At 59.5% G+C, this 25,893-nt stretch carries 18 protein-coding genes; 8 read left to right on the top strand and 10 right to left on the bottom strand.

The genetic code is table 11. The features are described from left to right. Nucleotides 1-103 precede the first annotated feature (103 nt). The 3 genes from AWB69_RS29595 to AWB69_RS29585 all read left to right on the top strand — a co-directional run bounded on the left by AWB69_RS29595 (nucleotide 104) and on the right by AWB69_RS29585 (nucleotide 4,123). The gene (locus AWB69_RS29595; protein WP_062090387.1) at nucleotides 104-2,452 is read left to right on the top strand and encodes a M23 family metallopeptidase; all 2,349 of its coding nucleotides are present in this window, start codon (nucleotides 104-106) and stop codon (nucleotides 2,450-2,452) included. Then, on the top strand, nucleotides 2,449-3,087 hold the full coding sequence (locus AWB69_RS29590) for a hypothetical protein (RefSeq protein ID WP_156529007.1): 639 nt from the start codon (nucleotides 2,449-2,451) through the stop codon (nucleotides 3,085-3,087). Before AWB69_RS29595 ends, AWB69_RS29590 begins: the two co-directional genes overlap by 4 nt. A gap of 391 nt (nucleotides 3,088-3,478) precedes the next feature. Continuing rightward, complete coding sequence (locus tag AWB69_RS29585; RefSeq protein ID WP_062090385.1) at nucleotides 3,479-4,123, top strand: hypothetical protein; 645 nt, start codon at nucleotides 3,479-3,481, stop codon at nucleotides 4,121-4,123. Nucleotides 4,124-4,195: 72 nt separating this feature from the next. Here the strand turns inward: AWB69_RS29585 and AWB69_RS29580 are convergent, their stop codons facing one another. Continuing rightward, a complete protein-coding gene (locus tag AWB69_RS29580) occupies nucleotides 4,196-6,091 on the bottom strand; it encodes an ABCB family ABC transporter ATP-binding protein/permease (protein ID WP_062090384.1) in 1,896 nt (631 codons plus the stop codon). A gap of 329 nt (nucleotides 6,092-6,420) precedes the next feature. On the opposite strand from AWB69_RS29580, the gene AWB69_RS29575 reads away from it, so the two are divergent. Beyond that, complete coding sequence (locus AWB69_RS29575) at nucleotides 6,421-6,816, top strand: acyl-CoA thioesterase (protein WP_062090383.1); 396 nt, start codon at nucleotides 6,421-6,423, stop codon at nucleotides 6,814-6,816. On the opposite strand, the gene AWB69_RS29570 is transcribed toward AWB69_RS29575, so the two are convergent. Continuing rightward, a complete protein-coding gene (locus AWB69_RS29570; protein ID WP_062090382.1) occupies nucleotides 6,762-9,965 on the bottom strand; it encodes a sensor domain-containing protein in 3,204 nt (1,067 codons plus the stop codon). The genes AWB69_RS29575 and AWB69_RS29570 overlap by 55 nt on opposite strands. 274 nt (nucleotides 9,966-10,239) lie before the next feature. Continuing rightward, nucleotides 10,240-10,716, bottom strand: coding sequence for a nitrate reductase associated protein (locus AWB69_RS29565; RefSeq protein ID WP_062090381.1), 477 nt, complete (start codon nucleotides 10,714-10,716; stop codon nucleotides 10,240-10,242). 193 nt (nucleotides 10,717-10,909) lie between these two features. Between AWB69_RS29565 and fdhD the strand changes: the two genes are divergently transcribed. From fdhD to AWB69_RS29545, 4 genes are all read left to right on the top strand, one after another. Then, entirely contained in the window at nucleotides 10,910-11,758 is an 849-nt protein-coding gene (gene fdhD, locus AWB69_RS29560) for a formate dehydrogenase accessory sulfurtransferase FdhD (protein WP_062090380.1), read from the top strand. 428 nt (nucleotides 11,759-12,186) lie between these two features. After that, complete coding sequence (locus tag AWB69_RS29555) at nucleotides 12,187-13,284, top strand: ABC transporter substrate-binding protein (protein ID WP_062090379.1); 1,098 nt, start codon at nucleotides 12,187-12,189, stop codon at nucleotides 13,282-13,284. 201 nt (nucleotides 13,285-13,485) lie between these two features. After that, entirely contained in the window at nucleotides 13,486-15,150 is a 1,665-nt protein-coding gene (locus tag AWB69_RS29550; RefSeq protein WP_407923063.1) for an ABC transporter permease, read from the top strand. Further along, nucleotides 15,143-16,210: an ABC transporter ATP-binding protein gene (locus AWB69_RS29545; protein WP_062090377.1), complete on the top strand. Its 1,068-nt coding sequence runs from the start codon at nucleotides 15,143-15,145 to the stop codon at nucleotides 16,208-16,210. The genes AWB69_RS29550 and AWB69_RS29545 overlap by 8 nt, the downstream gene beginning before the upstream one ends. Nucleotides 16,211-16,296: 86 nt before the next feature. Here AWB69_RS29545 and AWB69_RS29540 read toward each other — a convergent pair whose 3' ends face one another. From AWB69_RS29540 to nudB, 7 genes are all read right to left on the bottom strand, one after another. Next, nucleotides 16,297-17,061 (bottom strand): enoyl-CoA hydratase, encoded by a 765-nt coding sequence (locus AWB69_RS29540; protein WP_062090376.1) that lies wholly within the window; start codon nucleotides 17,059-17,061, stop codon nucleotides 16,297-16,299. Nucleotides 17,062-17,149: 88 nt separating this feature from the next. After that, nucleotides 17,150-18,349 carry an acetyl-CoA C-acyltransferase gene (locus tag AWB69_RS29535; protein WP_062090375.1) on the bottom strand — a complete coding sequence of 400 codons (1,200 nt, stop codon included), beginning with the start codon at nucleotides 18,347-18,349 and terminating at the stop codon, nucleotides 17,150-17,152. Between the two features lie 130 nt (nucleotides 18,350-18,479). Continuing rightward, nucleotides 18,480-20,915 (bottom strand): 3-hydroxyacyl-CoA dehydrogenase/enoyl-CoA hydratase family protein, encoded by a 2,436-nt coding sequence (locus AWB69_RS29530; protein ID WP_062090374.1) that lies wholly within the window; start codon nucleotides 20,913-20,915, stop codon nucleotides 18,480-18,482. Nucleotides 20,916-20,999: 84 nt separating this feature from the next. Then, on the bottom strand, nucleotides 21,000-22,787 hold the full coding sequence (locus AWB69_RS29525) for an acyl-CoA dehydrogenase C-terminal domain-containing protein (protein WP_062090373.1): 1,788 nt from the start codon (nucleotides 22,785-22,787) through the stop codon (nucleotides 21,000-21,002). Nucleotides 22,788-22,874: 87 nt separating this feature from the next. After that, on the bottom strand, nucleotides 22,875-23,474 hold the full coding sequence (locus AWB69_RS29520; RefSeq protein ID WP_062090372.1) for a TetR/AcrR family transcriptional regulator: 600 nt from the start codon (nucleotides 23,472-23,474) through the stop codon (nucleotides 22,875-22,877). Between the two features lie 204 nt (nucleotides 23,475-23,678). Continuing rightward, entirely contained in the window at nucleotides 23,679-24,956 is a 1,278-nt protein-coding gene (locus AWB69_RS29515) for a phospholipase D-like domain-containing protein (RefSeq protein ID WP_062090371.1), read from the bottom strand. Then, nucleotides 24,956-25,432: a dihydroneopterin triphosphate diphosphatase gene (nudB, locus tag AWB69_RS29510; protein WP_062090370.1), complete on the bottom strand. Its 477-nt coding sequence runs from the start codon at nucleotides 25,430-25,432 to the stop codon at nucleotides 24,956-24,958. Before nudB ends, AWB69_RS29515 begins: the two co-directional genes overlap by 1 nt. Nucleotides 25,433-25,893: the final 461 nt, after the last annotated feature.

The raw sequence follows: 25,893 nt of genomic DNA, 5'->3' as shown, positions 1-25,893 counted from the left end.
ACAGGCACTCGAAGCGGTCGGGCAGATACAATTCCGATGCTGGGAGCTTTGAAAGTATCAAGGCGATTTTTGCTTCGCTCCTGGGCGACCGAAGGTGCACGCCATGATCATCAGCCCACCATACTTGCCCGATGCAGGTCACACATCCAATGACGAAAGCTCGACCGACCCGATGATGGACGCGGTCGATACCTATGAGGCACCGGATGGTATGTATCCAATTGCCTTTGATCGGCGTTGGCATCCGGGTATGCATTTGGCGCCAAAGATTTACAACGAGCGCATTCGCGCGATTGCGGATGGCGAAGTGGTTGCGTACCGAGTGTGTCAGCGTGCCTACGATGGCGGTGGCGGGATCTCGGACAGCAACGCCGGTTTCGTGTTGCTCAAGCATACGACCGAGACCGGCGAAGGTCGCACTCTGACGTTCTATTCGCTCTATATGCATCTGCTGGACCTGAACGGGTATCAGCGCCTTGGCGCCGATGGAAAATTTCTGCCTGAGTTTCTGCGCACGCCTTCGCCAGATGCCGGTCTCGCTTCTCTGGTTGTTCCTCCTGCGCAATCGGGTGGCGGCAAGAAAGTGCGTCGAAAAGATGTACTGGGGCTGCCCGGGCGCTGTCACGGTCGCGCACACCTGCACGTCGAGATTTTCATGACCAAGCAGGATTTCGAGGCGTATTTCGGACACACCCAGTTGGGCCGTGAACAGATGTCTACGCCCGCGACAACCGATTATTGGGGCACCAGTTACTACGTTATTCCACCGGGACAACCGTTCTATCCGGTGCCACCCGGCTCAGATTCAAAGGGCCATCTGCATGGCGTTGCATTCGATACATTACTTACCGGCAATAACGAAGACACGCTGTACGTGGAGTCGTATTTCCATAAGGGCAGCAAGTACACGACAGTCTCGCGCGACGCGGGTCACGGGCGGCTGGAAGCGCTCACTGAGATGCCGGTACGCGAAGCGGATTACGAGTACAACCTGTACAAGCGAGCGATGGCTTTGTATCCCGACTGTCCGAGCGACGGCTACGAGATGCTGCGCTTTGGTCGGATCCTGAGCGCGCAGGTCACGCTTGCACCAACCGCGCGAAGCACATGGATGCGAGTAGCGTTCGCTAAGGACCAGGAAGGTTATATCGATGTCAGCCAGGCTTCGATTTTGAAGCTCTCGGATGCCGACTTTCCGTTCTTCAGCGGCTGGAAGAAGATCAGTGAAGGTGTTGGATTGCATAGCGATGACGGACTATGCGACATCGATGCGCTGAAGAAGATCCTCAGCGATACGAAGGCCCGAGAAACGGCTGCCGAAAAAGCGGCGCGTGCGAACTACGACAAGGACGACGAGTTGGTTCGCTACGTCAAGACGCACAAGCCGATTCGCGACGCGTTGAGGGGTTTCGTATGTGAGGCGCCCAGCGAATGGGATGGTTCACACAACGATGCGAAATTCCGGAAGCTGAAGGAGCCAGGTGAGTTTTATGACGGCAACGAGGCAGGGTATGCGAAGTTCATCAAGCTGCTGGAGTCGTTGCAATTCTGGGATAAAACTGGACTACCGGCTGGGGAAAAATTGTGGTTCTTCCATCCGATGGCTTTCATTCGGCACTTCAGAAAATGTCCATGGCTAAGTGAGAGGGAGTTTAAGCAGCTCGTACCAAGGTACGCGCCGCGCAGACACGCAGGCGTGGTGCTTTGGGAGCCAATCAGCGCTCGATTCGCCGACGGTATCATATTTAAGACGCAGCGCATTCCGCTCAATTGCATGGCTCGAAAATTCGGCATTGACACGCCAGAACGAATCGCCAGTTTCTACGGGAACGCCTTGCAGGAGACGCAATGGCTGACAAAACTTTCGGAAGCTAATCTCGATGCTCGGTATGCGCCTTGGGACGGCCGTGGGTTTCTGCAGTTGACTTGGCCGAGCAACTATATGACCTATTGGGATTTTAAGGGCCGCAGCAAACAGATACCGAACGCGGTAAGGGCTGGACTATTGGCCGCGCAAGAGGAGACGAATAAGACTCGAAACAATGAGGCGCTTAGCGCTGTTGAGGCACGGTTAACCCCAGATATGCTGAAATGGCGCGAAGACGCGGGTGATGTTCGCGCGGCCGACCCTACCGAAACAGCGGGGTTTTACTGGGCGAGCCTACGCATGGCGCTCCACGCCGATCAAGTTCATGCGTTAGAGCGGATTGGTATTGGTACAAGCAAAGGACCGAAATGCTACTACCGTAGCCCCAGCTTCTGGAAAGCATCGGCAGCGGTGAATCTGCCCGGCGCACTTAACACGTTGTACTCAGCAAAGCTCAACGGTTTCGAAGCCCGCTGCATTGCTTACGCCGCGGTTCTGGCAATCACGGGAGAGCATCCCTTTCCGTTAGGTAACGGCAATTTTTCGAGTTCTCCTGACGGAGATATTCTTGGGCAAGAAACGTGAAAACTAATCGAAAAAGATCGGGAAGTGTCTTGAGGCGAATTCAATTTTTGGCAGCTTGGCTCAGCGTTATCTCTACAGTGACCATTCCCATAGCGGCGGTTTCGGCCGAGTCCGTGGTCGAGCTGAAAAAAATAGTCATTAACACGGACGGGAACGTCTGCCCCATTACGATTAAGGATCCATACCATGGCCGTTTAACCGCGACCAGATATGTGACCAATAGTCTCTATAAGCCCGGAAGCCATCAAGGAGAACTGTTTCTGCAGTTAAGTTGCATCAGTTCCGACGACACCGAACAAATCAAACATATGTTGTCAGCAAGATATGACGAGCGCCGACAGCAATGGAAAAGAGACGTCGACGGACTGTTGCCTGTGGAACAGCGCACGACGCACAATTTTCCGGTGAGAGCGGTCAATAGCGAAGGCTTCGCCGTCACCTATGACGCAATCAATGGAGACCCAAAGATGCGCTCCCGAGCCTTCGCGTTTTGCCTGCGCCACCCTCCAGTGATGCTCTGCGGCAGTTCGACTCAAATCGCTCGCCCCTACTATAAAGAGAGCGATCTGTTGCCTTTTGCGTTGACCTTGGTGAGGTCAATATCGTTCATCGATGGTCCACTGAAAACCAATTAATGCCTACCCGTATCGAGACATGACATCAGTGAGATCGTCTGTCCAGGTGGCTGCACGAGCAAGCCTGCGTCGATCAGGTTCGAGGGGACTGAGGACCTCGATATTCCGTTGCCAGTCCTTTTGCCGAATGATTGACTGGCGCGACGACGTCGGCGAAAGCAGTCTGGAAAACGTCAGCGTCGGTGAACCTTCCAGGAGCGATCAATACATTGTATTCAAAACAACTGAACGGTTTCGAGGCCCGATGCGTTGCCTACGGCGTGGTATTGGCTGTAACAGGAGAACATCTCTTCCCGTCAAACAACGGTGAACTGGTGAGCTTCCCGGACGACGAGATCCTGAGGATAGAGAAATGACTGGAGGCCAAACCAGGACTCAGTGTGAATTGAAAATGATCAAACTACTTCTCTTGGCATATTTCGGGATCCCAATTGTGGGAGGCATCCCAACAGCGGCAGTTGCCGACGACGTTGTGACGGTGCGACGACAAATGCTTGTCAGCACGGATGGTAATACCTGTCCGATAACGTTTGAAGATCCTTACGGTGGCCGTGCGACCAACAGCAGATATGTAACCGATAACCTCCATAAGCCCGGAAACCACCGTGGAGAGCTGTATCTACAATTCAAATGCATCAGTTCCGGCGACACGGACCAAATCAAACATACATTGTCAGCAGGATATGACGAACGGCAACAGAAATGGACACGAGACGTCGACGGGCTGTTGCCTGTGGAAAAGCTCACCACACGCAACTTTCCAGTCAGAGCAGTCAATAGCGACGGCTTCGCCGTCACGTACGATGCTATCAATGGAGATCCAAAGACACGTTCCCGAGCGTTTGCGTTCTGCCTGCGTCGGCCGCCCGTGATGTTGTGCGGCAGTACACCGGACATTGCTCGCCCCTACTACCGCCAAAGCGATCTGTTACCGTTCGCGCTCAAACTGGTGAGATCAATCGAGTTCGGTGACAGTCCGAGCGTTCGCAGCGGTAAAAGTGATGACCCTGCCGGAAATCCACCCATTTCTCCATAAAAGCCGGAATTGATCGGTGCAAAGGGCGCCTTTCTCATACGCCCTTTGCAGTTATCCGGTAGCCAGGTCAACTCAAGCCCGCGCCGACTCCCCCACCTCCACCGCGTCATCAGCGCCCTCTTCCGGCTCTGCTGCCTTCTGCTGTTGCAGCGCCCACATCTGCGAGAAGAGCCCACCGGCGCGCACCAGTTCCGCATGCGTCCCGCGCTCCACAATCCGCCCGTGATCCATCACGATAATCTGCTGCGCGTGAACCACCGTCGATAACCGATGCGCAATGATCAGCGTCGTCCGTTCCCGTGCAATCAGGTCAAGTTCATGCTGAATCGCGCGTTCGGATTTCGAATCAAGCGCGGACGTGGCTTCATCGAAGATAAGAAGCGGCGGGTTCTTCAACAGCGTCCGCGCAATCGCCACGCGCTGTTTCTCCCCGCCCGACAACTTCAACCCGCGCTCACCCACAGGCGTCTCATACCCCGCCGGCAAACTTTCGATGAACTCATGAATATGCGCCGCCCGCGCCGCTGCGATCACTTCATCGCGTGAAGCCGATGGCCGGCCGTACGCAATGTTGTAGTAGATCGAATCGTTGAAGAGCACCGTATCCTGCGGCACGATCCCGATCGCCGCGCGCAGCGAATCCTGCGCGACATCGCGGATATCCTGGCCGTCCAGCAGAATCCGCCCGCCTTGTTCACGGTCGAGATCGTAGAAACGAAACAGCAGACGGCCGAGCGTCGACTTGCCCGACCCGCTATGGCCGACCACCGCGGTCGTGGTCCCCGCCGGAATGGTGAAATCGATGCCATGCAGGATCGACCGCGTGCGCTCGTACGAAAAACTCACGTTCTCGAACCGGACCTCCGCGCCGCCCACGACCAGCGACGGAGCGTTCGGCACATCCGGCACTTCACGCCCGGCGCCGAGCAGGGTGAACATGCGGTCCATATCGGTGAGACTCTGCTTGAGTTCGCGATACACCACGCCCAGGAAATTCAGCGGGACATACAACTGCAGCATGAACGTGTTGATCAGCACGAGATCGCCGAGCGTCAGATGCCCCGCAATAACGCCTTGCGTCGCGCGCCAGAGGATAAACACGAGCCCCGTGCCAATGATGAACTGCTGCCCGAAGTTAAGCACCGAGAGCGAACGCTGCGAGCGAATGGCCGCCGCGCGATAACGCTTCAGGTTTTCATCGTAACGCTGCGCTTCCCACTCCTCGTTGCCGAAATACTTCACGGTTTCGTAGTTCAACAAAGAATCGATGGCACGCGAATTCGCCTTCGAATCGAGTTCGTTCATCGTGCGCCGGAAGTGCGTGCGCCATTCGGTGAGCTTGATCGTGAACACGATGTACGTCACCAGCGCGATCAACGTGACGATCGCGTAATACGCCTCGTATTTCGCGACAAAGAATCCGAGCACGAGACCGACTTCGACGAGCGTCGGCAGGATGCTGTAGAGCGAATACGAAACGAGTTGCTGAATGCCGCGCGTGCCGCGTTCTATATCCCGCGACATGCCGCCGGTCTGCCGCTCGAGATGAAACCGCAGCGATAACGAATGCAAATGCCGGAACACTTTCAGCGCCAGTTGCCGCACGGCGCTTTCAGTGACCTTCGCGAACAGCATTTCGCGCAATTCGGTGAAGAGCGAAGTGGACAGGCGCACGATCGCGTACGCCACGACCAGCAAGCCCACACCACTCACCAGGATGATCGCGGCGGACTCCTGCGCGCGTCCGAGCGCGGTCAGATGCTGGATGGAACTCAGGCTGTCGATGACCTTTTTCATCACGATCGGCACGCCCAGATTTGCGACCTTCGCCCCGATCAGGCAGGTCAGCGCGAACGCAACGCGCCACTTGTACGTGGTCAGGTACGGCAGCAGCGAGAGAATGGTCTGCCAGTCGTTACGCGGGCCTTTTGCAACGGGAACCGGTTCGGAGGGAGAATTGCGGCGCATGGATTCAAGGTCTGCAGAAGTCCGCGCCGCAGCGGCACAAGGTGCCAAACGGTGCTGGACGAGCGAGGTATCGCGGGACGGGCGCCCATCTCAAAATGCGGGCTTTCCCGTACAATTCGATGTTTCCCGGCGTGGGCAGCGCGCGGACATTGATCAGCCAAGCCGCTCGCCAAACGCCGTAAAAACACGCGGGAACGGGTGGGACTATCTCAGACTCACACCTGACTCGTTCGAGCGCAAAGCAACATCGTTTAATCCTGCATTGTCGCAGAAGGCGCCACGGCGCGCTGACCGCCGGCATCCCGTCACTCTTTCATGGAAATCCGCCCGTGACCCAATCCCTGCAACTCCCGAACAAACCGGTCGCGCTGCGCGTGGTGCCGCAACCGTCCGATGCCAACGTCCACGGCGACGTCTTCGGCGGCTGGATCATGGCGCAGGTGGACATCGCCGGATCGATCCCGGCCAGCCGGCGCGCGAACGGGCGCGTGGCGACCATCTCCGTGAATTCGTTCGTGTTCAAGCAGCCGGTGTTTGTCGGCGACTTGCTGAGCTTTTATACGGGTATCGTGAAGACGGGCAACACGTCGGTGACGGTATCGGTCGAAGTCTATGCGCAGCGCATGAGCCTGACTGAAGACGTGGTGAAGGTGACGGAAGCCACGCTCACCTACGTTGCCACCGACAGCGACCGCCGTCCGCGCGCACTGCCCTCGCTCGACTGATCGGACGGGCTCTGGCGCGCGCCGAGCTGAAGGGTGGTCAGGCTGTTCAGCAACAGCGCGGGAATGTCCGCGGCCGGCAGCGGCTGCGAGAAGAAAAATCCCTGCATTTCGTCGCAGTCGCGTGCCACGAGGAAGTCGAGCTGCGCCGCCGTCTCCACACCCTCCGCGATCACCCGCAACTCGAGCGAATGCGCGAGCGCGATGATCGCTGAAGTAATCGTTTCATTGCCTCCCGGCGAGCCAATATCCGCAACAAACGAGCGGTCGATCTTCAACCGGTCCACCGGAAAGCGCTTCAGGTAACTGAGGCTTGAATACCCGGTTCCGAAGTCGTCGATGGCAATGCTGATTCCGAGCGCCGCCAGCTCCGACAAGGTGGCGACGGTGTCCTCCCCGTTGCACATGATCGCGCTTTCGGTAAGCTCGATTTCGAGGTACTGCGGCGCAAGACCCGTTTCCGCCAGCACCGACGTCACGAGCACGCGGATATCGCGTTGCTGGAATTGCCGTGCCGACAGATTCACCGACATCCGCGCGAACGGCAAGCCCCGATCCTGCCATGCCTTGTTTTGCCGGCACGCCTCGCGCAGCACCCACTCGGACAATTGCCCGATCAGCCCGGATTCCTCGGCCACCGGAATAAACGCGCTCGGCGAGACCAGCCCGAACTCCGGGTCCATCCAGCGCACGAGCGCTTCCATGCCGACAATCCCGCCTGTGGTCAGATCGACCTGCGGCTGGTAGTGCAGCAGGAATTCGTCGTCGCGCAACCCACGCCGCAAACGCCGCTCGACGTCCAACCGCGCGCCGACGCTCGCGTTCATTTCGGGCTGGTAGAACTGGTAGGTGTTGCGCCCCATGTCCTTCGCCCGATACATCGCGAGATCGGCTTTCTTGAGCAAGGTTTCGGCGTCGTCGCCATCTTGCGGAAACAGGCTCGCGCCCATGCTGCAGCCCACGTACATCTCCGTGCCGTCGAGCCATACCGGGTCCGAAATGGCGGTCCGCACGCGCTCCATCCAGGCAATCAGCGCGTGTTCGCGGTTCATGTCGGGGAGCACGACGACGAACTCGTCGCCCCCGTGGCGCGCGACCGTATCGCCGGAGCGGCCGCAACGCGCCAGCCGCTCGGCGACCACCGCAAGCAAACGGTCGCCGACACTGTGGCCGAGGCTGTCGTTGACGTTCTTGAAACCGTCGAGATCGACGAAAACCACCGCCAGCGCGGTGGCCTGCTGGCGCGCCCGGTCAATCGCGTGTTGCAGCCGGCTACGCAGCAGGTTGCGGTTCGGCAGCCGCGTGAGCGTGTCGTAGTTCGCCTGATATTCGAGCTGCTCCTGATAGCGGACCACCTCGGTGACGTCGTTGATCACGCCGACGTGATGCGTCGTGTGTCCATGCGCATCCGGCACGGGCGCGATGAACAGCTTGTTCCAGAACAGCACGCCATCCTTACGATAATTGCGCAGCAGCGCGCTGACCTCACGGTTCTCAGCAAGACCCGCCCGGATCGCGTTGAGACCCTCCTGGTCGAGGTCGTCGCGCTGGAGGAACCGGCAGTCGCGGCCCACGATATCGGCCGGGTCGTAGCCCGTAATGCGCATGAACGCCGGATTCGCGTATTCAATCACGTTGCCCGTGGCGGTCGCATTGGTGATCAGCACGGCGTTGACGCAGGCATCCAGCGCCCGGCTTTGCAGGCGCAGAGCCAGTTCGGCGCGCTTGCGCTCGGTCGTATCGTCATACGAACCCAGCACGCCGATAATGCGCCCCTCCCCGTCGAGCAGCGGCATCTTGCTGGTGATCGAGGCGCGCACCTCGCCTTCGCGCTCAACGTCGCATTCCAGGTCCATCAGTGGCTGGCTGGTCGCAATGACCCGGTGGTCGTCGTCACGAAGTTGCGCGGCCGAACGCCACCAGGGCAGGTCGGCATCCGTCAAGCCAACCACCTGGTCCTTGCTCGCGAGACCGGCATCGCGGGCAAACGCCAGATTGCAGCCCAGATAACGCGAGTCGCGATCCTTCCAGAAGATCCGCTGCGGAATATTGTCGATAAGCGATTCCAGCATCTGCTTCGAACGCCGCGCTTCGGTCTCGGCATTGATGCGGTCGGTGACATCGTTGGCCAGCATGAAAATGCCCGGATGCCCCGAATAAGTCAGCGCGTGCGACGAGATGTCGGCGCTCACTTGCGCGCCGTCACGGCGCTTGTGCCGCCAAACGCCGGCAGGCCGCTGCGCGCCCGGCTGGCGCGGCTGACTGTCCGTATGGCTGCGCGCATGGCGCGCGAGAAGTGCGGCGAAGCGCTCGAAGTCGTCGTCGGCGTGCAGGTCGCGCACGCTCATCGACAGGAATTCGAGTTCGTTGTAGCCGTAATGGGCAAGCGCCGCCGGATTGACCGCCACAAAGCAATACGTCGCGGCATCGACAATCCACATGGGCACCGGATGTGCGTCGAACAGATCGCGGAAACGCTCGTTGCTGCGTTGCATCGCGCGGGCAATGCGCAACTTGTCGTGCGCCGACTTCTCGTGGCGCGCGAAGGTGTAGATCAGCGCGCCGCCGCCGGCAAGCATCGTGAGGATCAGCAGGCCAACGGCGCGGCTGGATGCCAGCGCGGATTCGTTGAGCGCAGCCGCGAGCGAATCGGCTTCCCTCGCACGCAGCACCGTGAGTTCGACATCGAGTGATTGCTGATCTTCGGCGAGCCGGCGCACCGCTTGCTCGGCCCAGTCGCGGGATGAGCCGGGTGCGTCTGCGTCGGCGCGTTCGTACGCCGATCGAGCGTCGCGTTTCGCGACACGTGCGCTTTCGCCTAGCAGGTAGAACGCACCGTGCATGTCGGGTTCGTATTCGAACTGGGCGCGCAGGCCGCTTTCCAGCGCGTCGATATGCGCTGCACGCGCCTCGCGAACGTCGGCTGGTGTCAACACCCCGCTTGCCTTGTACCAGCTGATTTCCGGGAGACTTTCGCCGAGAGCGCTGCGGTACGCGTCGAGATCGCGCATCAGGCTGAGTGAGCGCTGCGTGCGGGCGTCGGCATCGCTTTGGCGGTCGATTTGCTGGTACGCGACGAACGCGTTCGCCCCCATGGCGATCAGGACCACGGCCAGGTTCACCAGCAGACGGCGGGAAAAGAATGAATTCATGGGTTCGATCGCCGTCCGGGACGCGGGGCTGGGAAGACGGGGCGCGCGTCTTCGCATCGATTTCCGTGCATCGATAGCTATTTATCGGCAGGCGCTGGGGGGAATTTAGGGCAGGCGCTTAAAAAGCGCTCTTTTGAGGGAATTTCGCTCGTGTGAGCAGAGAGCGCGGCATGCGCGTCCGGGTGGTTTCGCTCGCGCCCAGGTTTTTGCCGGCAAGCCGCTGCCCTCGCCTCTTAACATCCGGCGGCCCACGTCCACAGGCGCGAGCAAAAGCCTAGTCGGCCAGACCGAACTCCCGCATCGCTGGAACGAAGTCGTGGTTCACGTCGGCCTTGCGCGACAGCTTCGCCAGCGCATAACGTTGGAACCGCGACAGCTCCGACCATCGCCCAAGACTGGGCAAGCCGATCCCGCATAAACTGCTCTGGCGAATCACGGTTTCCGGCACGACGTCGGTATGCGCCCAGATTGGATCGCGATCGGGCGTGAAGGTCTCGGGCTTTGCGTCGGCATGCGTTCGCAGCATCTCGGCGAGCGCCTGGTCAAAATTTGGTTCGATAGCAGCGTCGTCTTCAACAGGAAAGCGCGCGAGCAGTTCCCGGTCGCCGTGTGGCAGTCTTCTCCACTGCTCAAGCGAAATGCGCTGGCCGAAGCGGTCCAGGTTAAAGCGGACGACGAGCGGAATGAAGCTCAGATTCTCCGTCGACTCCTGTTCGAATCCGAACAGGAGCGGAGCGTCGTAAAGTGCCATGGCAGGTGCCTCGTTGGCGTAATGGACAAGGAAAGCAGGTGAGGCCGCGGTAGGTTATCGTAGGGCCTTGAACGGCTTGTAGTGTGTCTGTTGCCCCATAAAGCAGCAAGCGTTATGCCCGAATTTATCTCGTAAAAGCTGATGGGAAGCGGCTAAAACGCGACATCGAAAGCAATCAGCAAGTGAGCATGCAATGAATGACACAGACACCGATGATCAACCCGGCTACGTACAGCGCCCGGTGCGGCGTCACCGGCTAGGCGAAACACGCGACGCCGACGACGACGTCGGCCAGGAATGGCCCGTCGCGCTCGTCTACAACGGCATTTCGCACGCGGTCATGATGTGCACGCCGCGCGACCTGGAAGCGTTCGCGGTGGGCTTTTCGGTGACCGAGGGCATTGTGGAGCGCGGCAGCGACATTCACGACATCGAGGTATTTTTCCGCGATACCCCCGCCGGCGACACATTACCGCACGCCGAAGTGCATCTGCAGGTAGTGCAGCAGGCGTTTGTCGCGCTGAAGCAGAAGCGCCGGGCGCTGGCCGGGCGCACGGGCTGCGGGGTGTGCGGGATCGAGAGTATCGACTTGCTGGATCTGCAGCCTGAACGCGTGCCCGACACCGGCTTCCTGGGCCGTCTTGCGGACAACGCCATCGCCCATGCCGCACATGAATTGCCCGCGCATCAGCAGTTGTCGAAGCTGACGGGCGGATTGCACGCAGCCGCCTGGTGCGACGAAAGCGGCGCGGTCAAATATGCGTTCGAGGACGTGGGCCGCCATAACGCGCTCGATAAACTCATCGGGCATCTGGTGCTGCAACGCGTGGACACCACGCAAGGTTTCGTCTTCCTTTCAAGCCGGGCAAGCTATGAACTCGTGCGCAAGTCGGCGCGGGTCGGTGTGCCCATGCTTGTCACCATCTCCGCGCCTACATCGCTGGCTATTTCCATCGCCGAGAAAGCCGGCTTGCGGCTGGTGAGTTTTGCGCGGGAGAACGGGTTTGTGGAGTATGGCCGCGTGGGCGGCGCCGCAAACTGACCGCCAAGCCGTGCCGTTCTCTGACACCCGACGTCGATCCCCTGGCGTCATGAAATAGCCGCTGTCCACGCCGGGTCCCGACCTGCCGCACATTCGGCGCGGCTCCGGCATGCACACACGCCGGAGTCTTCGATCCCACCGCCCCCTGCGACAACATTTCCTTGTTGATCGCACAGCCGTTAAGCCCCATCGATCTCTCACGTTGCATGCCCTTTTCCGCGTGCGCGCCGCAATTTGCCGTCGGCCGGGAGGCCCCGACGCGCGATGCGAACGAGCAACGCTCGCATCGCGCGACTAGGGAAAGCCATGAGACCGAATCGGAGATTGTGAATTGATTCCTCACACAAATGAAAGCGACCTGAAAGTACGCAGGACTTACGATGCCTCCGCTTATTCATAAACACTACAAACTATTTGTGGAGGAAGACATGAACTTACTGAGAACAGGAGTGTGCGTACTGGCGGCCGCTGGTGTGTGCTTCACGGGAACGGTCCACGCGCAAGCCCCTCCGGGATATCCGGCCACCTATCAGACCGTTATCGACGACGCCAGGAAAGAAGGCAAGCTCATCATCTACGCTGCCACCGACACCTCCGTGATCCGCTCATTGCTCAAGGATTTTGAGGCCATGTACGGCATCAGGATCGAATACAACGACATGAACAGCACTGAACTGTATAACCGCTACATCAGTGAAAACGCGGCGAGCAGCGCGAGCGCCGACGTGCTGTGGAGTTCAGCCATGGATCTCCAGATGAAGCTGGTGAACGACGGCCTGATGGCAAGCTATGCGTCACCGGAAGCGTCCAGCATTCCGCAATGGGCCCAGTACCAGCAGCAGGCTTTCGGCACGACCTATGAGCCGCTTGCGATTGTCTACAACAAGCGTCTGGTGCCCGCCGGCGACGTGCCGCAGACGCGCGCTGCGCTGATCAATTTGTTGCAGACCCAGTCCGCGAAATACAAAGGCAAGATCACCACCTACGACATCGAGAAGGCGGGCGTGGGCTTCAATGCGCTCACGCAGGACGCACGCGTGAATCCGCAGATGACCTGGCAGCTTGTGGATGCAATCTGCGCAACCGGGCCCAAACTGCTCTCGAGTACAGGCGCGATGATGGAGCGAATTTCATCGGGCGAAAATTTGATTGGATACAACATTCTCGGATCGTACGCATTCTCAAGGGCGAAGAAAGATCCCTCGATTGGCTACGTTTATCCGAAGGATTACACGCTGGTGGTGAGTCGCATCGTGACGATTTCGAAGAAGGCGAAGCATCCCAACGCAGCGAAATTGTGGGTCGATTACCTGCTTTCAACACGCGGCCAGACCTTGATCGCAAACCAGGCCAATCTGTTCTCGATCTCCGGGAACGTCACCGGTGAAACCTCCATGGTCGGTCTCCAGCAACAGCTCGGCGACTCGCTCAAACCCATCCCCATTGGCGCAGGATTGCTGGTCTATCTGGATCAGGCGAAGCGGCTCGAATTCATGAAGCGCTGGCAGCAGGCCATCAAGCGTTAAACCGAACCGGCTTTGTGCCCGCGCGCTCGCGTGGGCGATTGTGGGCAATACCCACTGCCACCATTTTCTTGATGCGCTTTTGACGCGCAGGGGAAACGCATGCTCGATTCAAGAACAACCGTTTCGCCGCCGGTTCTGATGCCCGACGGCGAACGCAAAGTCCCTCATCTTCCCGCTGGCGGATGGCGCGGATTGAGCGCGATGTTTCGCTGGGCCGTGATCGCCGTGCTGACGATAGTGGTGCTGATGCCACTATCGTTCATCGTGTTCCAGAGCCTTCTGAACACGCCTTTCTTCGACGCCAATCGAAGCTTCGGCATCGGTGCCTTCCAATTCATTTTCAACGATCCCGACTTCTGGCTGGCGCTGAAAAACTCGTTGATCATTGCAGGCGGCATGCTGTTTATCGCGATCCCGCTCGGTGCCGTGCTCGCGTTCCTGATGGTCCGCACCGATTTGCCCGGCCGTCGCTGGATCGAACCCATGCTGCTCACGCCAGTCTTCATCTCGCCGATGGTGCTGGCTTTCGGCTACGTCGTCTCCGCGGGTCCGGTGGGGTTTTATTCGGTGTGGTGGAAGACCTTGTTCGGAGTCGAAGAGGCACCCTGGTCGATCTACACAATGTCCGCCATCACGCTGATCGTAGGACTGACCCATGTGCCGCATGTCTACCTGTACTCGTCGGCGGCGCTGCGCAGTCTCGGCTCCGACGTCGAGGAGGCGGCGCGCGTTGCGGGCGCCAAACCCTTTCGCGTCGCGTGGGACGTCAGTTTGCCCATGACCATGCCCGCACTGCTGTTTGCCGGCGTACTGGTGTTCTTTCTGGGTTTCGAGGTGTTTGGATTACCGCTCGTACTCGGAGACCCGGAAGGTCATCTTGTCCTCGCAAGTTACCTCTACAAACTGACCAACAAACTTGGCGTGCCGTCGTATCACCTGATGGCGGCAGTCGCGGTGTGCATCATCGGGATCACGTTTCCGCTTGTATTGCTGCAGCGGCATTTGCTAAGGAACGCTAACAAATTCGTCACGGTCAAGGGCAAAGCCGATCGTCAGTCCGTTTTACCGCTTGGGCCATGGCGCTGGATTGCGTTGACGATCGTCGTCCTGTGGCTTTTTCTTACCGTATTCGTGCCGCTGTCGGGCATCGTGCTGCGCTCGTTCGTCACGAATTGGGGCGAAGGTGTCGGTCTTGTCGATGCCTTCACGCTCGCGAACTTCACCGATCTCTTCGAGCAGGACAACCTGGTCCGTGCGATTTTCAACACGCTCGGCATCGGGGTGATCGGCGGAGCGCTCGCAGTGGCCTTCTATGCGATGGTCGCATTCGCGGGTCATCGGCATAACGACTGGGGCACCAGGCTTCTCGACTATCTCGTACTGCTGCCGCGCGCAGTACCGGGCCTGCTTGCCGGTCTCGCGTTCCTGTGGATCTTCCTGTTCGTTCCGGGCGTCAAGGAGCTCAAGAATTCGATGTGGAGCATCTGGATCGCATACACGGTCGTCTGGCTCGCCTACGGCATGCGGTTGATTCAAAGCGCCTTGCTGCAAGTAGCGCCCGAGCTTGAAGAAGCTGGGCGCAGCGCGGGAGGCACGCGCACCCGCGTGAGCCTGGATGTGACGCTGCCGCTCGTGCGTTTTGGTCTGCTCAGCGCATGGCTGTTGATCTTCATGATTTTCGAGCGCGAATATTCAACCGCCGTTTATCTGCTTTCGCCAGGCACCGAAGTCATCGGCGCGCTGCTTGTCTCCATGTGGGCAGCGGGCGCAGTCGATCAGGTCGCAGCACTCTCAGTCATCAACATTGCAATGGTCAGCGTCGGTCTTGGCGTGGCATTGCGTTTTGGAGTGAAACTTCGTGGATAAACTCATTGTCGAGCACCTCTTCCTCAGCTACGGAGCCAATCCGATCCTGAAGGGTGTTTCGTTTGAATTGAAGGCAGGGGAAGTCGTGTGCTTGCTGGGCGCGTCCGGAAGCGGCAAGACGACGCTGCTGCGAGCGGTAGCCGGACTTGAACAACCGTCCGATGGCCGCATCGCGCTGGATGAAAAAGTCTTCTTCGATAGCACCAGGAACATCGACTGCCCGGTCGAACAGCGCTCGCTTGGTCTTGTGTTCCAGTCGTATGCGCTGTGGCCACATCGCACGGTGGCGGAGAACGTGGCGTATGGACTGAAGCTGCGCAAGGTCTCTTCTTCAGAACAAAAGCGCCGCATGCAGAGCGCGCTCGACCAGCTTGGCCTCGGGCAACTAGCGGAGCGTTTCCCTCACCAGTCATCGGGAGGACAGCAACAACGCGTAGCCATTGCACGAGCGCTGGTCTATAACCCGCCCGTGATCCTGCTCGACGAACCGCTTTCCAATCTCGATGCAAAGTTGCGTGAAGAAGCACGCGCCTGGCTGCGAGAGTTGATTGTGTCGCTGGGTCTATCAGCGTTGTGCGTGACCCACGATCAGACCGAAGCCATGGCCATGTCCGATCGAATCCTGCTGCTGCGCAACGGACGTATTGAACAGGAAGGGACGCCGGCCGAACTCTACGGCTCGCCGCGCTCGCTTTACACAGCGGAGTTCATGGGCAGCAACAATCGGATTGATGCAAAGGTCACCGCAATCAATGGTGATCACGTGACGCTATCGGGCGAAGGTTTCGAACTGCAAGCGCATGCCAAGGAAGCCCTGCATGCGGGCCAGGCCGCGCAGGCCGTGATTCGTCTTGAGCGCGTACAAGTGGCCGACGGCCCTGGTGCAAATCGCTTACAAGCGCAGCTGGTCACGTCGATGTATCTCGGCGATAGATGGGAGTATCTCTTCCATCGCGGAGAAATGCGCTTCCGTGCGTTTGGTCAAATACCGCGCGCCGCCGGCGATCACTGGGTTGAGTTTCCAGCTAACGACTGCTGGGCATTTGCCAAGGCGAGCTAAGCGCTCGCCAACCAGCCGATGAACAAGCCGGCGTAAGCGCCGGCTTGTTCATCCGTTCCGGGCCAGGCATAAATCCTGGCCGATCCTCAATTAAACCGGCTGAAATCCGGCTTGCGCTTCTCAAAGAAAGCCGTGAACGCTTCCTTCGCTTCCGGCGCGGTCAGCATGTGCGCAAAGTGTTCCGCCTCCGTCGCCATCTGCGCGCTGACTTCTCCAGCCTGAGCGCCCTTCATCAACGCCTTGGTAGCCTTCAGCGATGCCGGGGGCAACGCGGCGAGTTTCTTCGCCTGGGCGAATGCGAAATCACCCACTTCTTCCGCCGATAGAACCTGATTCACAATCCCCATATTCGCCGCCTCGGCGGCATCGAACGATTCGCCCAGCAGCAGCTTCTCGGCCGCGCGCTGATAGCCCGCAATGCGCGGCAACAGCAAACTCGACGCCGCCTCCGGACAAAGCCCAAGCTGCACGAACGGCAACGCGAACTTCGCTGTGGACGCTGCGTAGACCAGGTCGCAATGCAGGAGCATCGTCGTACCAATGCCCACGGCCCCGCCCGCCACCCCCGCCACCACCGGCTTCTGCGCGGTGCTGATGCGGCGCAGGAACTGGAACACGGGCGCGTCCTGCGTCGCAGGCGGCGCCTTCATGAAGTCTTCGATATCGTTGCCTGCGCTGAACGTATCGCCCACTGCGCGAATCAGCACCACACGCACGGCGGGATCATTTTCGGCGTCGAAGAAAGCGTCAGCCATGGCCTGGTACATCGCGGCCGTCAGCGCGTTCTTGCGAGCCGGGCGGTTCATGGTGATGCTCAGCACGCCGTCGACGTGTTCGGTGATGATGTCCATTCTCGTCTCCTGAATGAAGAAACGGTCCGCGAACCGGATGGTGCACGAACCGTTGTTTTACGCTTTAGCAATAACCGGGTTTTGCCGTTTACATCCGTTCGATAATGCCTGCCGCGCCCATGCCCGTGCCCACGCACATGGTCACCATGCCGTACTTCAGGTTGCGCCGGCGCAAGCCGTGCACGACCGTCGCGGCACGAATGGCGCCGGTTGCGCCCAGCGGATGACCCAACGCAATCGCGCCGCCGAGCGGGTTGATCTTCGACGGATCGAGTCCCAGGTCCTGGATCACAGCCAGCGATTGCGCTGCAAACGCTTCGTTGAGTTCGATCCAGTCGATGTCATCCTGCGTCAGACCTGCAGCCTTCAACGCCGCGGGAATGGCTTCCTTCGGCCCGATACCCATGATTTCCGGCGGCACGCCACGCACCGCGAAGCTCACGAAACGCGCGAGCGGCGTCAGGTTGAATTGCTTCAGGATCTTCTCGCTGACCACGATCAACGCGCCCGCGCCGTCGGAGGTCTGCGAGCTGTTGCCCGCCGTGACCGAACCCTTTGCAGCGAAGACGGGACGCAGCTTCGCGAGCCCTTCCAACGTCGTGTCCTGGCGCGGGCCTTCGTCATTCCTGATCTCGCGTGCATTGACACGAATCTCGCCTGTCGCCAGATCCGGAAAACGTTCGTTCAGCGTGAACGCTGCGATTTCATCGTTGAACTCGCCGGTACGCTGCGCTTCCAATGCGCGTCGATGCGACTCCACCGAGAACGCATCCTGCGCTTCGCGGCTGATCTTCCAGCGCTCGGCCACGCGTTCGGCGGTCAAGCCCATGCCGTAAGCAATGCCGACGTTCTCGTCGCGATCGAAGATATGCGGCGACAGCGACGGCTTGTTGCCCATCATGGGCACCATGCTCATGGACTCGCAGCCGCCTGCAATCATCACGTCCGATTCACCGACGCGAATCCGGTCGGCGGCCATCGCCAGCGCCGTCACGCCCGAGGCGCAAAACCGGTTCACTGTCACGCCGCCCACCGAGTTCGGCAGGCCGGCCAGCAACGCGCCAATACGCGCCACGTTCAGGCCTTGCTCGCCTTCGGGAATCGCGCAACCAATGATCGCGTCTTCAATCAGCTTCGTATCCAGACCCGGTACCTGCGCGACCGCTGAGCGGATCGCGTGGACCAGCAGTTCGTCCGGCCGCGTGTTCTTGAAGATGCCGCGCGGCGCCTTGCCGATAGGCGTCCGGCTCGCGGCGACAATATATGCGTCCTGCACTTGTTTGCTCATTTTTTGGCTCCGTTGTCGGCCAGAGTTGGCGCTTTAGCGCCTTACTCTGGCCCCATGCAATTTCGCGGTCGGCCAGAGTTGGCGCTTTAGCGCTTTACTCTGGCCCCATGCACTTTTGCGGTCGCGCCCGTTAGTTACGAACCGGCTTGCCGGTCTGCAACATGCCCATGATCCGTTCCTGCGTCTTGGCGGTGCCGAGCAGGTCTATAAACGCGCGACGTTCGAGCGCCAGCAGCCATTCTTCATCGACGAGACTGCCTGCTTCCACATCGCCGCCGCATACCACTTCCGCAATACGGCTCGCAATCAGGAAGTCGTGGTCGCTGATGAAACGGCCATCGCGCATGTTCACGAGCGACGCCTTGATGGTCGAGATCGCCGAGCGTCCCGCCACGGGAATTTGGCCTGCACGCAACGGCGCGCGATAACCGGCGGCGGAAAGCGCCCGCGCTTCCTTCTTCGCGATATCGAGCAATTCGTGCACGTTGAACACGATCGTGTCCGATGCCTTCAAATACCCCATCGAGCGTGCTTCCAATGCCGATGCGGAGACCTTGGCCATCGCGGCGTTTTCAAACGATTTCTGCACGAATTTCAGCAGATCGCTGGTGGCATTCACGGCGCTGGCCGCGCTCGCAGCACGCAACGCTGCTTCTTTCAATCCGCCGCCTGCGGGCACGAGACCCACGCCCACTTCCACCAGCCCCATATAACTTTCTATGTGTGCAACACGCTTGGCCGAATGCAGCGCGAGCTCGCAACCGCCACCGAGCGCGATGCCCGACAAAGCCGCCACCACCGGCACGCTCGCGTACTTCACGCGCAACATGCCTTGCTGGAAGTTCTTCACAAATGGCTCGATACCCTTCGCGCCGCCCATCATGAACGCGGGCATGGCTTCTTCAAGGTTCGCGCCGGCCGAGAACGCCCCGCCCGGATTGCCGAGCTTCAGCGCGGACGTTTGCCAGATCACTACGCCCTTGTAATCGGCTTCCGCGAGTTCGATAGCCTTCGTCAGGCCTTCGATCACCGACGGTCCGATCGTGTTCATCTTGCTTTTGAACGACACGATGACGACATCGTCTTCGCCCGCGCGATCATCGACCCAGGCACGCACGGCGTCGGTTTCGAACAGCGTCTTGCCGTAGGTCTTGGGATCGACACCCGCTTCGCCGATCAGCGGTGCGCGGAACACCTGCTTCTTGTAGACATCAAGCGATGAACGCGGGATGAATTTGGCCGCAGCAGGTGACCACGACCCTTCGGCCGTATGCACGCCGCCCTTCTCGGCAACAGGACCGTCGAACACCCACGAGGGCAGCGGTGCTTTCGACAACGCCTTGCCGGCATCGATATCTTCCTGCACCCACTTCGCGACTTGCGTCCAGCCAGCCGCTTGCCAGCTTTCGAACGGACCTTCGTTCCAGCCGAAACCCCAGCGGATGGCCAGATCGATATCGCGGGCATTGTCTGCGACAGATTCCAGATGCACGCCGATGTAATGGAACACGTCGCGGAAAATGGACCACAGGAATTGCGCCTGCGGGTGTTCCGATTCGCGCAACAGCTTCAGACGTTCAGCCGGTGGGCGTTTCAGGATCCGGCCGACGAGTTCATCCGCCTTGCTGCCGCCATCGACGTATGTCCCCGTCTTCGGGTCCAGCACCTTGATCGCTTTACCTTCTTTCTTGTAGAACCCCGCGCCCGATTTCTGGCCCAGCGCGCCGTTCTTCACCAAGCCGCCAAGAACCGCCGGCGTTTCGTACAGCGGGAAGAAAGGATCGTCGGGGAGGTTGTCCTGCATCGTCTTGATGACGTGCGCCATGGTGTCGAGACCGACCACATCGGCCGTGCGGAACGTCGCCGATTTAGCACGGCCGAGACGCGCGCCCGTGAGGTCATCGACTTCGTCGAAACGCAGTCCGAACTTCTCCGCTTCCGCGACTACCGCAAGAATCGAGAAAATACCCACGCGATTGGCGATGAAATTCGGCGTGTCCTTCGCGCGCACGACACCCTTGCCCACCACGCTCGTCAAGAACGTTTCAAGCTGATCGAGAATCTGCGGCTGGGTGGTATCGGTCGGAATCAGTTCGACCAGATGCATGTAGCGCGGCGGATTGAAGAAGTGGACGCCGCAGAAACGCGCCTTGAGTTCGTCGGAGAAACCCTTCGACAACTCCGTGATCGACAGCCCCGATGTATTGGTCGCGAAAATCGCCTTCGCGCCAATATGCGGCGAGACATTCTTGTACAAGTCGTGCTTCCAGTCCATGCGCTCCGCGATCGCTTCGATCACGAGATCGCACTCTTTCAGCTTCTCAATGTCATCGTCGTAGTTCGCTGGCTGGATGTATTGCGCGTCGTCCTTCACGCCGAACGGTGCGGGCGACAGCTTCTTCAGATTCTCGATCGCTTTCAACGCGATGCCGTTCTTCGGGCCTTCTTTAGCCGGCAGGTCGAACAGAAGGACCGGCACCTGGGCGTTGATCAGGTGCGCAGCGATCTGCGCGCCCATCACGCCGGCGCCGAGCACGGCCACCTTGCGTATGTTCAGATTGCTCACGTTGTGTCTCCGGGAGAGGTATTCGGTAAGACGATGCGCCGCGTTTTTTTAACCGGCTAAAACGCGGCGCAGTGCAAAAGAGGCCTAGAACAAGGCTTCGTCGTAGTCCATCAGCGTCTTCGATCCGGCGCGCGCAGCGCGAATGGTCGATGCCGTTTCAGGCAACAGCTTGGCGAAGTAGAACCGCGCGGTGGCGAGCTTCGCTTTGTAGAACGGATCGCCTTCGGCTTCCTTATCGAGCGCGATACGTGCCATGCGTGCCCAGAAATACGAGAACACCAGATGCCCGACGGTGCGCAGATATGGCACGGAGGCGGCGCCGACTTCGTCCGGATTCTGCATCGCCTTCATGCCGATTTCCATGGTCAGCTTCTGCACCTTGTCGCCAATGTCCGCGAGCGGGTTGATGAACTCCTGCATCTCCGGCTTCACGCCTTCTTGTTCCACGAAGTCGGTCACGAGCTTGCCGAATTTCTTCAGCTTCGCGCCCATGTCGCCGAGAATCTTGCGGCCAAGCAGGTCCAAAGCCTGAATCGAATTCGTGCCTTCGTAGATCATGTTGATGCGGGCGTCGCGCACGTATTGCTCCATGCCCCATTCGGAGATAAAGCCATGGCCGCCGTAGATCTGCATGCCCATGTTGGTGCCTTCGAACGCGTTGTCCGTCAGGAACGCCTTGATGACCGGCGTGAGCAGCGCGACGAGATCGGCTGCGTCCTTGCGCGCTGATTCATCGGCGTGGGACAGTTCCTTGTCAATGTTCAACGCAGCCCAATACGTGAACGCGCGACCAGCTTCGGCATAGGCCTTTTGCGTGAGCAGCATACGGCGAACATCCGGATGCACGATGATCGGATCAGCCGCTTTTTCCGGCGCCTTCGGGCCGGTCAGCGAACGCATTTGCAGGCGTTCCTTCGCATACGTCAGCGAGTTCTGATACGCGATTTCCGTCAGCCCCAGCCCTTGCATGCCAACGCCCAGGCGCGCCGCGTTCATCATCACGAACATGGCGTTCAAGCCCTTGTTCGGTTCACCGACAAGCCAGCCCTTCGCGTTGTCCAGATTGATCACGCACGTGGAGTTACCGTGAATGCCCATCTTGTGTTCGATGGAACCGCACTTCACGCCGTTGCGCTCACCGGGAGCACCAGCGTCAGTCGGAATGAACTTCGGCACGATGAAGAGCGAAATGCCCTTCGTGCCGTTCGGCGCACCCGGCAACCGGGCCAACACCAGATGCACGATGTTCTCGGCCATATCATGCTCACCGCTGGAGATGAAGATCTTCGTGCCGCTGATGGCGTAGGAACCGTCGCTGTCCGGTTCGGCCTTCGTGCGAAGCATTCCCAGGTCCGTGCCGCAATGCGGTTCGGTCAGGCACATGGTGCCGGTCCAGGTGCCGTCGACAAGTCTCGGCAAGTAGGTTTTCTGCAGCTCCGGTGCGCCATGTGCGTGAACGCATTCATACGCGCCGTGCGACAAGCCGGGGTACATCGTCCAGGCCTGGTTAGCCGAGTTCAGCATTTCGAACAGCGCGTTGTTCACGAACGCGGGCAGGCCCTGGCCGCCGTATTCCGGATCGCAACCCAGTGCCGGCCAGCCCGCTTCCACGTATTGCCTGTAGGCCTCCTTGAAACCCGCCGGCGTGCGCACGACGCCATCGCCTTCGTACGTGCACCCTTCGCGGTCGCCAATCTGGTTCAGCGGAAAAAGCACCTCGGCGCAAAACTTGCCGGCCTCTTCGAGAACCTGATTGATGGTGTCCGCGTCGAGGTCGGCATGCTTTGGCATGTCCTTGACCTCGGCTTCCACATTGAGCAATTCGTGCAAGACAAACTGCATGTCACGTAGCGGCGCTGTGTACTGTCCCATTTTTTCTTCTCCAAGTGTCCAGGAAGCTTGGGCCTTGGTCGCCGCCGAATCTGCCGTACAGCAGCCCTCTGCTGATCCGCCCGACGCCTAATGGCCGTTGCTTTGATACGAAACAATCGTCTTTTCCAGCGCGTCCCGCGTCAGTTGCACCGCGTCCGGCAGGTGCAGGAAACGGGCATCATGATGCAGGCCGAGCGTGAAGCTATAGAGTTCGAACAGCATCAGCCCCGGATCTGTGTCCGCCCGCAGATGCCCTTCGTCTTGCGCCTGCCTGATCGCACGCGTGAGCGCCGCTCGCCAGGTGGTCACGCTGTGTACAAGTTGCTCGCGGACCGCACTGTCGGCGCGATCGTCATACTCCACCGCGCCGCTGATGTAGATACAGCCCGTTGTCACTTCCTCGATGCGCTTTTCCATCCAGCGCGCCAGCATTGAACGCAAGCGCGGCAAACCGCGTGCTTCGCGCAGGCTCGGGTAGAACACTTCGTCTTCAAAGCGCCGGTGGTATTCCTTGACCACTTCCACCTGAAGGTCCTCGCGCGAGCCGAAATGCGCAAACACGCCGCTCTTGCTCATTTGCATCCGTTCGGCCAGCAAGCCGATCGTCAAACCCTCAAGTCCGTCCCTGCTCGCCAGGTCCAGCGCAGCATCGAGGATCGCGACTCGCGTCTGTTCGCCTTTTCGCATGATCTTTACCGTTTTCGTTGAATCGAAATAAAATCGAACGGCCGTACTATTGTTATAGCTGGCCGCTCATGAAACAAGCTTTTTATTAGAAACCGGGGTCTAACTTCTGACCACATCTATCGGACGAGTCTCAGTTTGTCCCGGTTTGTGGGCGGACAGCCAGTCGGGGCTGCCCGGGTTTGACCGCGCAGCGTTTTTTACGCCTCAATCGTAGCGGCCGATGGTGAGCATTTTCATCATCGTGCGATACGCGTTGTAGGCGAGCCAGTTAAGCAGACGCTCACCAACCGGGCGCGCCGCGTATTGCTCAACCGTGATCGGCCGGCCGTCGTGGAAAGCGGCCAGGATCGCGTCGCGCAGCTTCACGATCTCCTGTTCATGGTTCACCAGCACCATGTTCGCCTCATTGTTCAGCACAAGGCTCAATGCGTCCAGATTCGATGATCCGACCGTAGCCCAGTTCGAGTCCACCACGGCCACTTTGCCGTGCAGTATGGTTTTCTCGTACTCCGCGATCCGCACCCCGTACTTAAGAAGATTGCGATACAAAAACGGCGTGGCGTAATCGAGCGCGACAAATTCCTTTCGTCCGATCACCAGCGTGACCCGCACGCCACGCTGCGCCGCGCGGGCCAGCGCGCGGCGCAGCTTGCGCCCCGGCATGAAATAGGGATTCGCGAGCATCACTTCTTTTTTCGCGTGTGATATCGCCGCGAGATACGCCTTTTCGATTGCGCGCCGGTTGAGCAGGTTGTCACGGGCGACGAACGCCACGCACGGCCGATCGACCGCGTGAATCAGGCCCCGCCGCGCTCGCAGGCGCGCGCGCAATGCGCTGCGACGGGTCCTCGACGAAACGCCCGGCGCAGATTTCTGGTTCTCCGGCTGCGGCGCCAGCGGCTTCACGCCGAGGCGAATCCGTTGCCATTGGATGTCGAAGGCTTCTCGCACGTCCTTGACCACGGGGCCTTGCGCTTCCAGCGCAAAATCCCAGCGCGCGTGCTCGAGATGGACGCCGTTCTGGTCGAAGTCATCGACAATATTGATGCCGCCGCAGAACGCAATGTGACGGTCGATGACCGCCAGCTTACGATGCGTCCGCGAAAATCCAAGCTGCCCGAACAGGTGCGGGTTGTACACGCGATGTTCGACGTTCGCCTGCGCCCATTCATCGAAGAGCGGAAGTTTCTCGGTACCTATGCCGTCGGTGATCACGCGCACGTGTACGCCCCGCCGGGCCGCGTTCATCAGCGCGGTGGAGATGGCACGGCCAGCGTCGTCGTCGCTGAAGATGTAGGTTTCAAGCGAGACGTCGTGCTGCGCGGCGTTGATGCGTTCGATCAGCGCCGGGAAAAATTCCACACCGGACTTGAACAGCCGCACCGTGTTGTTGATGGTGAAGCACAGCCGTGCCGGGCGGCGTCCGCGAAACAGGGCTTGCTTGAGTCGGGCGAACCGCCGTTTGGGCGTGCCGAAACCCATCACCGGTTGTGCTCCGCGAGACGCTCGGGCAATTGCAGGATCGCCTCACGATTCGACGATGAAAAACACTTCGCCGCCGCCTCACGAAAGGGCAGCCAGAGAAAAGCGGTGTGCTCGCGCGGCGCGAGCGTCACCTCCATGCAATGCGGGACGAGCAGGCTGAACTGGTGTTCGACGTTGCGCACGACGCCTTCGGCATACCGATGCCGCCATTCGGGATAGATGTCGTATTCAATCTGGTGATGCCAGTCGATCAGCGAGCGCTCCGGTACGGCCGCGCTGCCGACCACGATCCCTGTTTCCTCCGCGACTTCGCGCGCCGCCGTCAGGACCAGCGGTTCGTCGATGTGATCTATTGAACCCGTCACGGACTGCCAGAAACCCGGCCGGTCGAAGCGCTCAATGACAAGCACGTCAAGTTCGGGCGTATGAATGACAACGAGGACAGACTCGGGAATTTTCGGCGGTTTGGACATGATGGGAACGTTGCGGCCTTTCTAGGAGGCTGGCCGAAGAATGTAACCCAAAAACGGGAAAAGTCGCACCGGGCTCCGGTTTCGTTTCGTCTGTTGCAAATGGGTGACGGGGTGGGCGAGCGACAGCGCGAAATGTGTCGAGGGACATCAGTTCGATCACTCCGCATCCATTTAATTGCTGCCGTCGGTCAAAAATCATTGCAAATGCGCTTTCGAACAACGCACTGCCTTACCTTACTGAGCCGTACACGCCAACTCATTCGCGCGTGTGCCTTGCTCACCATACGTAACTTGCGTATATTCAATGAAACTGACTTTTATCGAATTGCCCGCGTTCAGCCGATACCGAAAGCACTATCTTGATGATGACGAATATCGCAGGTTATTCCATTTCTAATTCAATAGTGTAATAATAAGCACACCTTCCATGTAGAGGTGCGCGCGATGGTTCGTCAAGCGAC

Source organism: Caballeronia udeis (genome assembly GCF_001544555.2).
Lineage (GTDB): Bacteria > Pseudomonadota > Gammaproteobacteria > Burkholderiales > Burkholderiaceae > Caballeronia > Caballeronia udeis.
The sequence above is the reverse complement of the archived record's forward strand: the minus strand, read 5'-3'. Positions and strand labels throughout refer to the sequence as shown.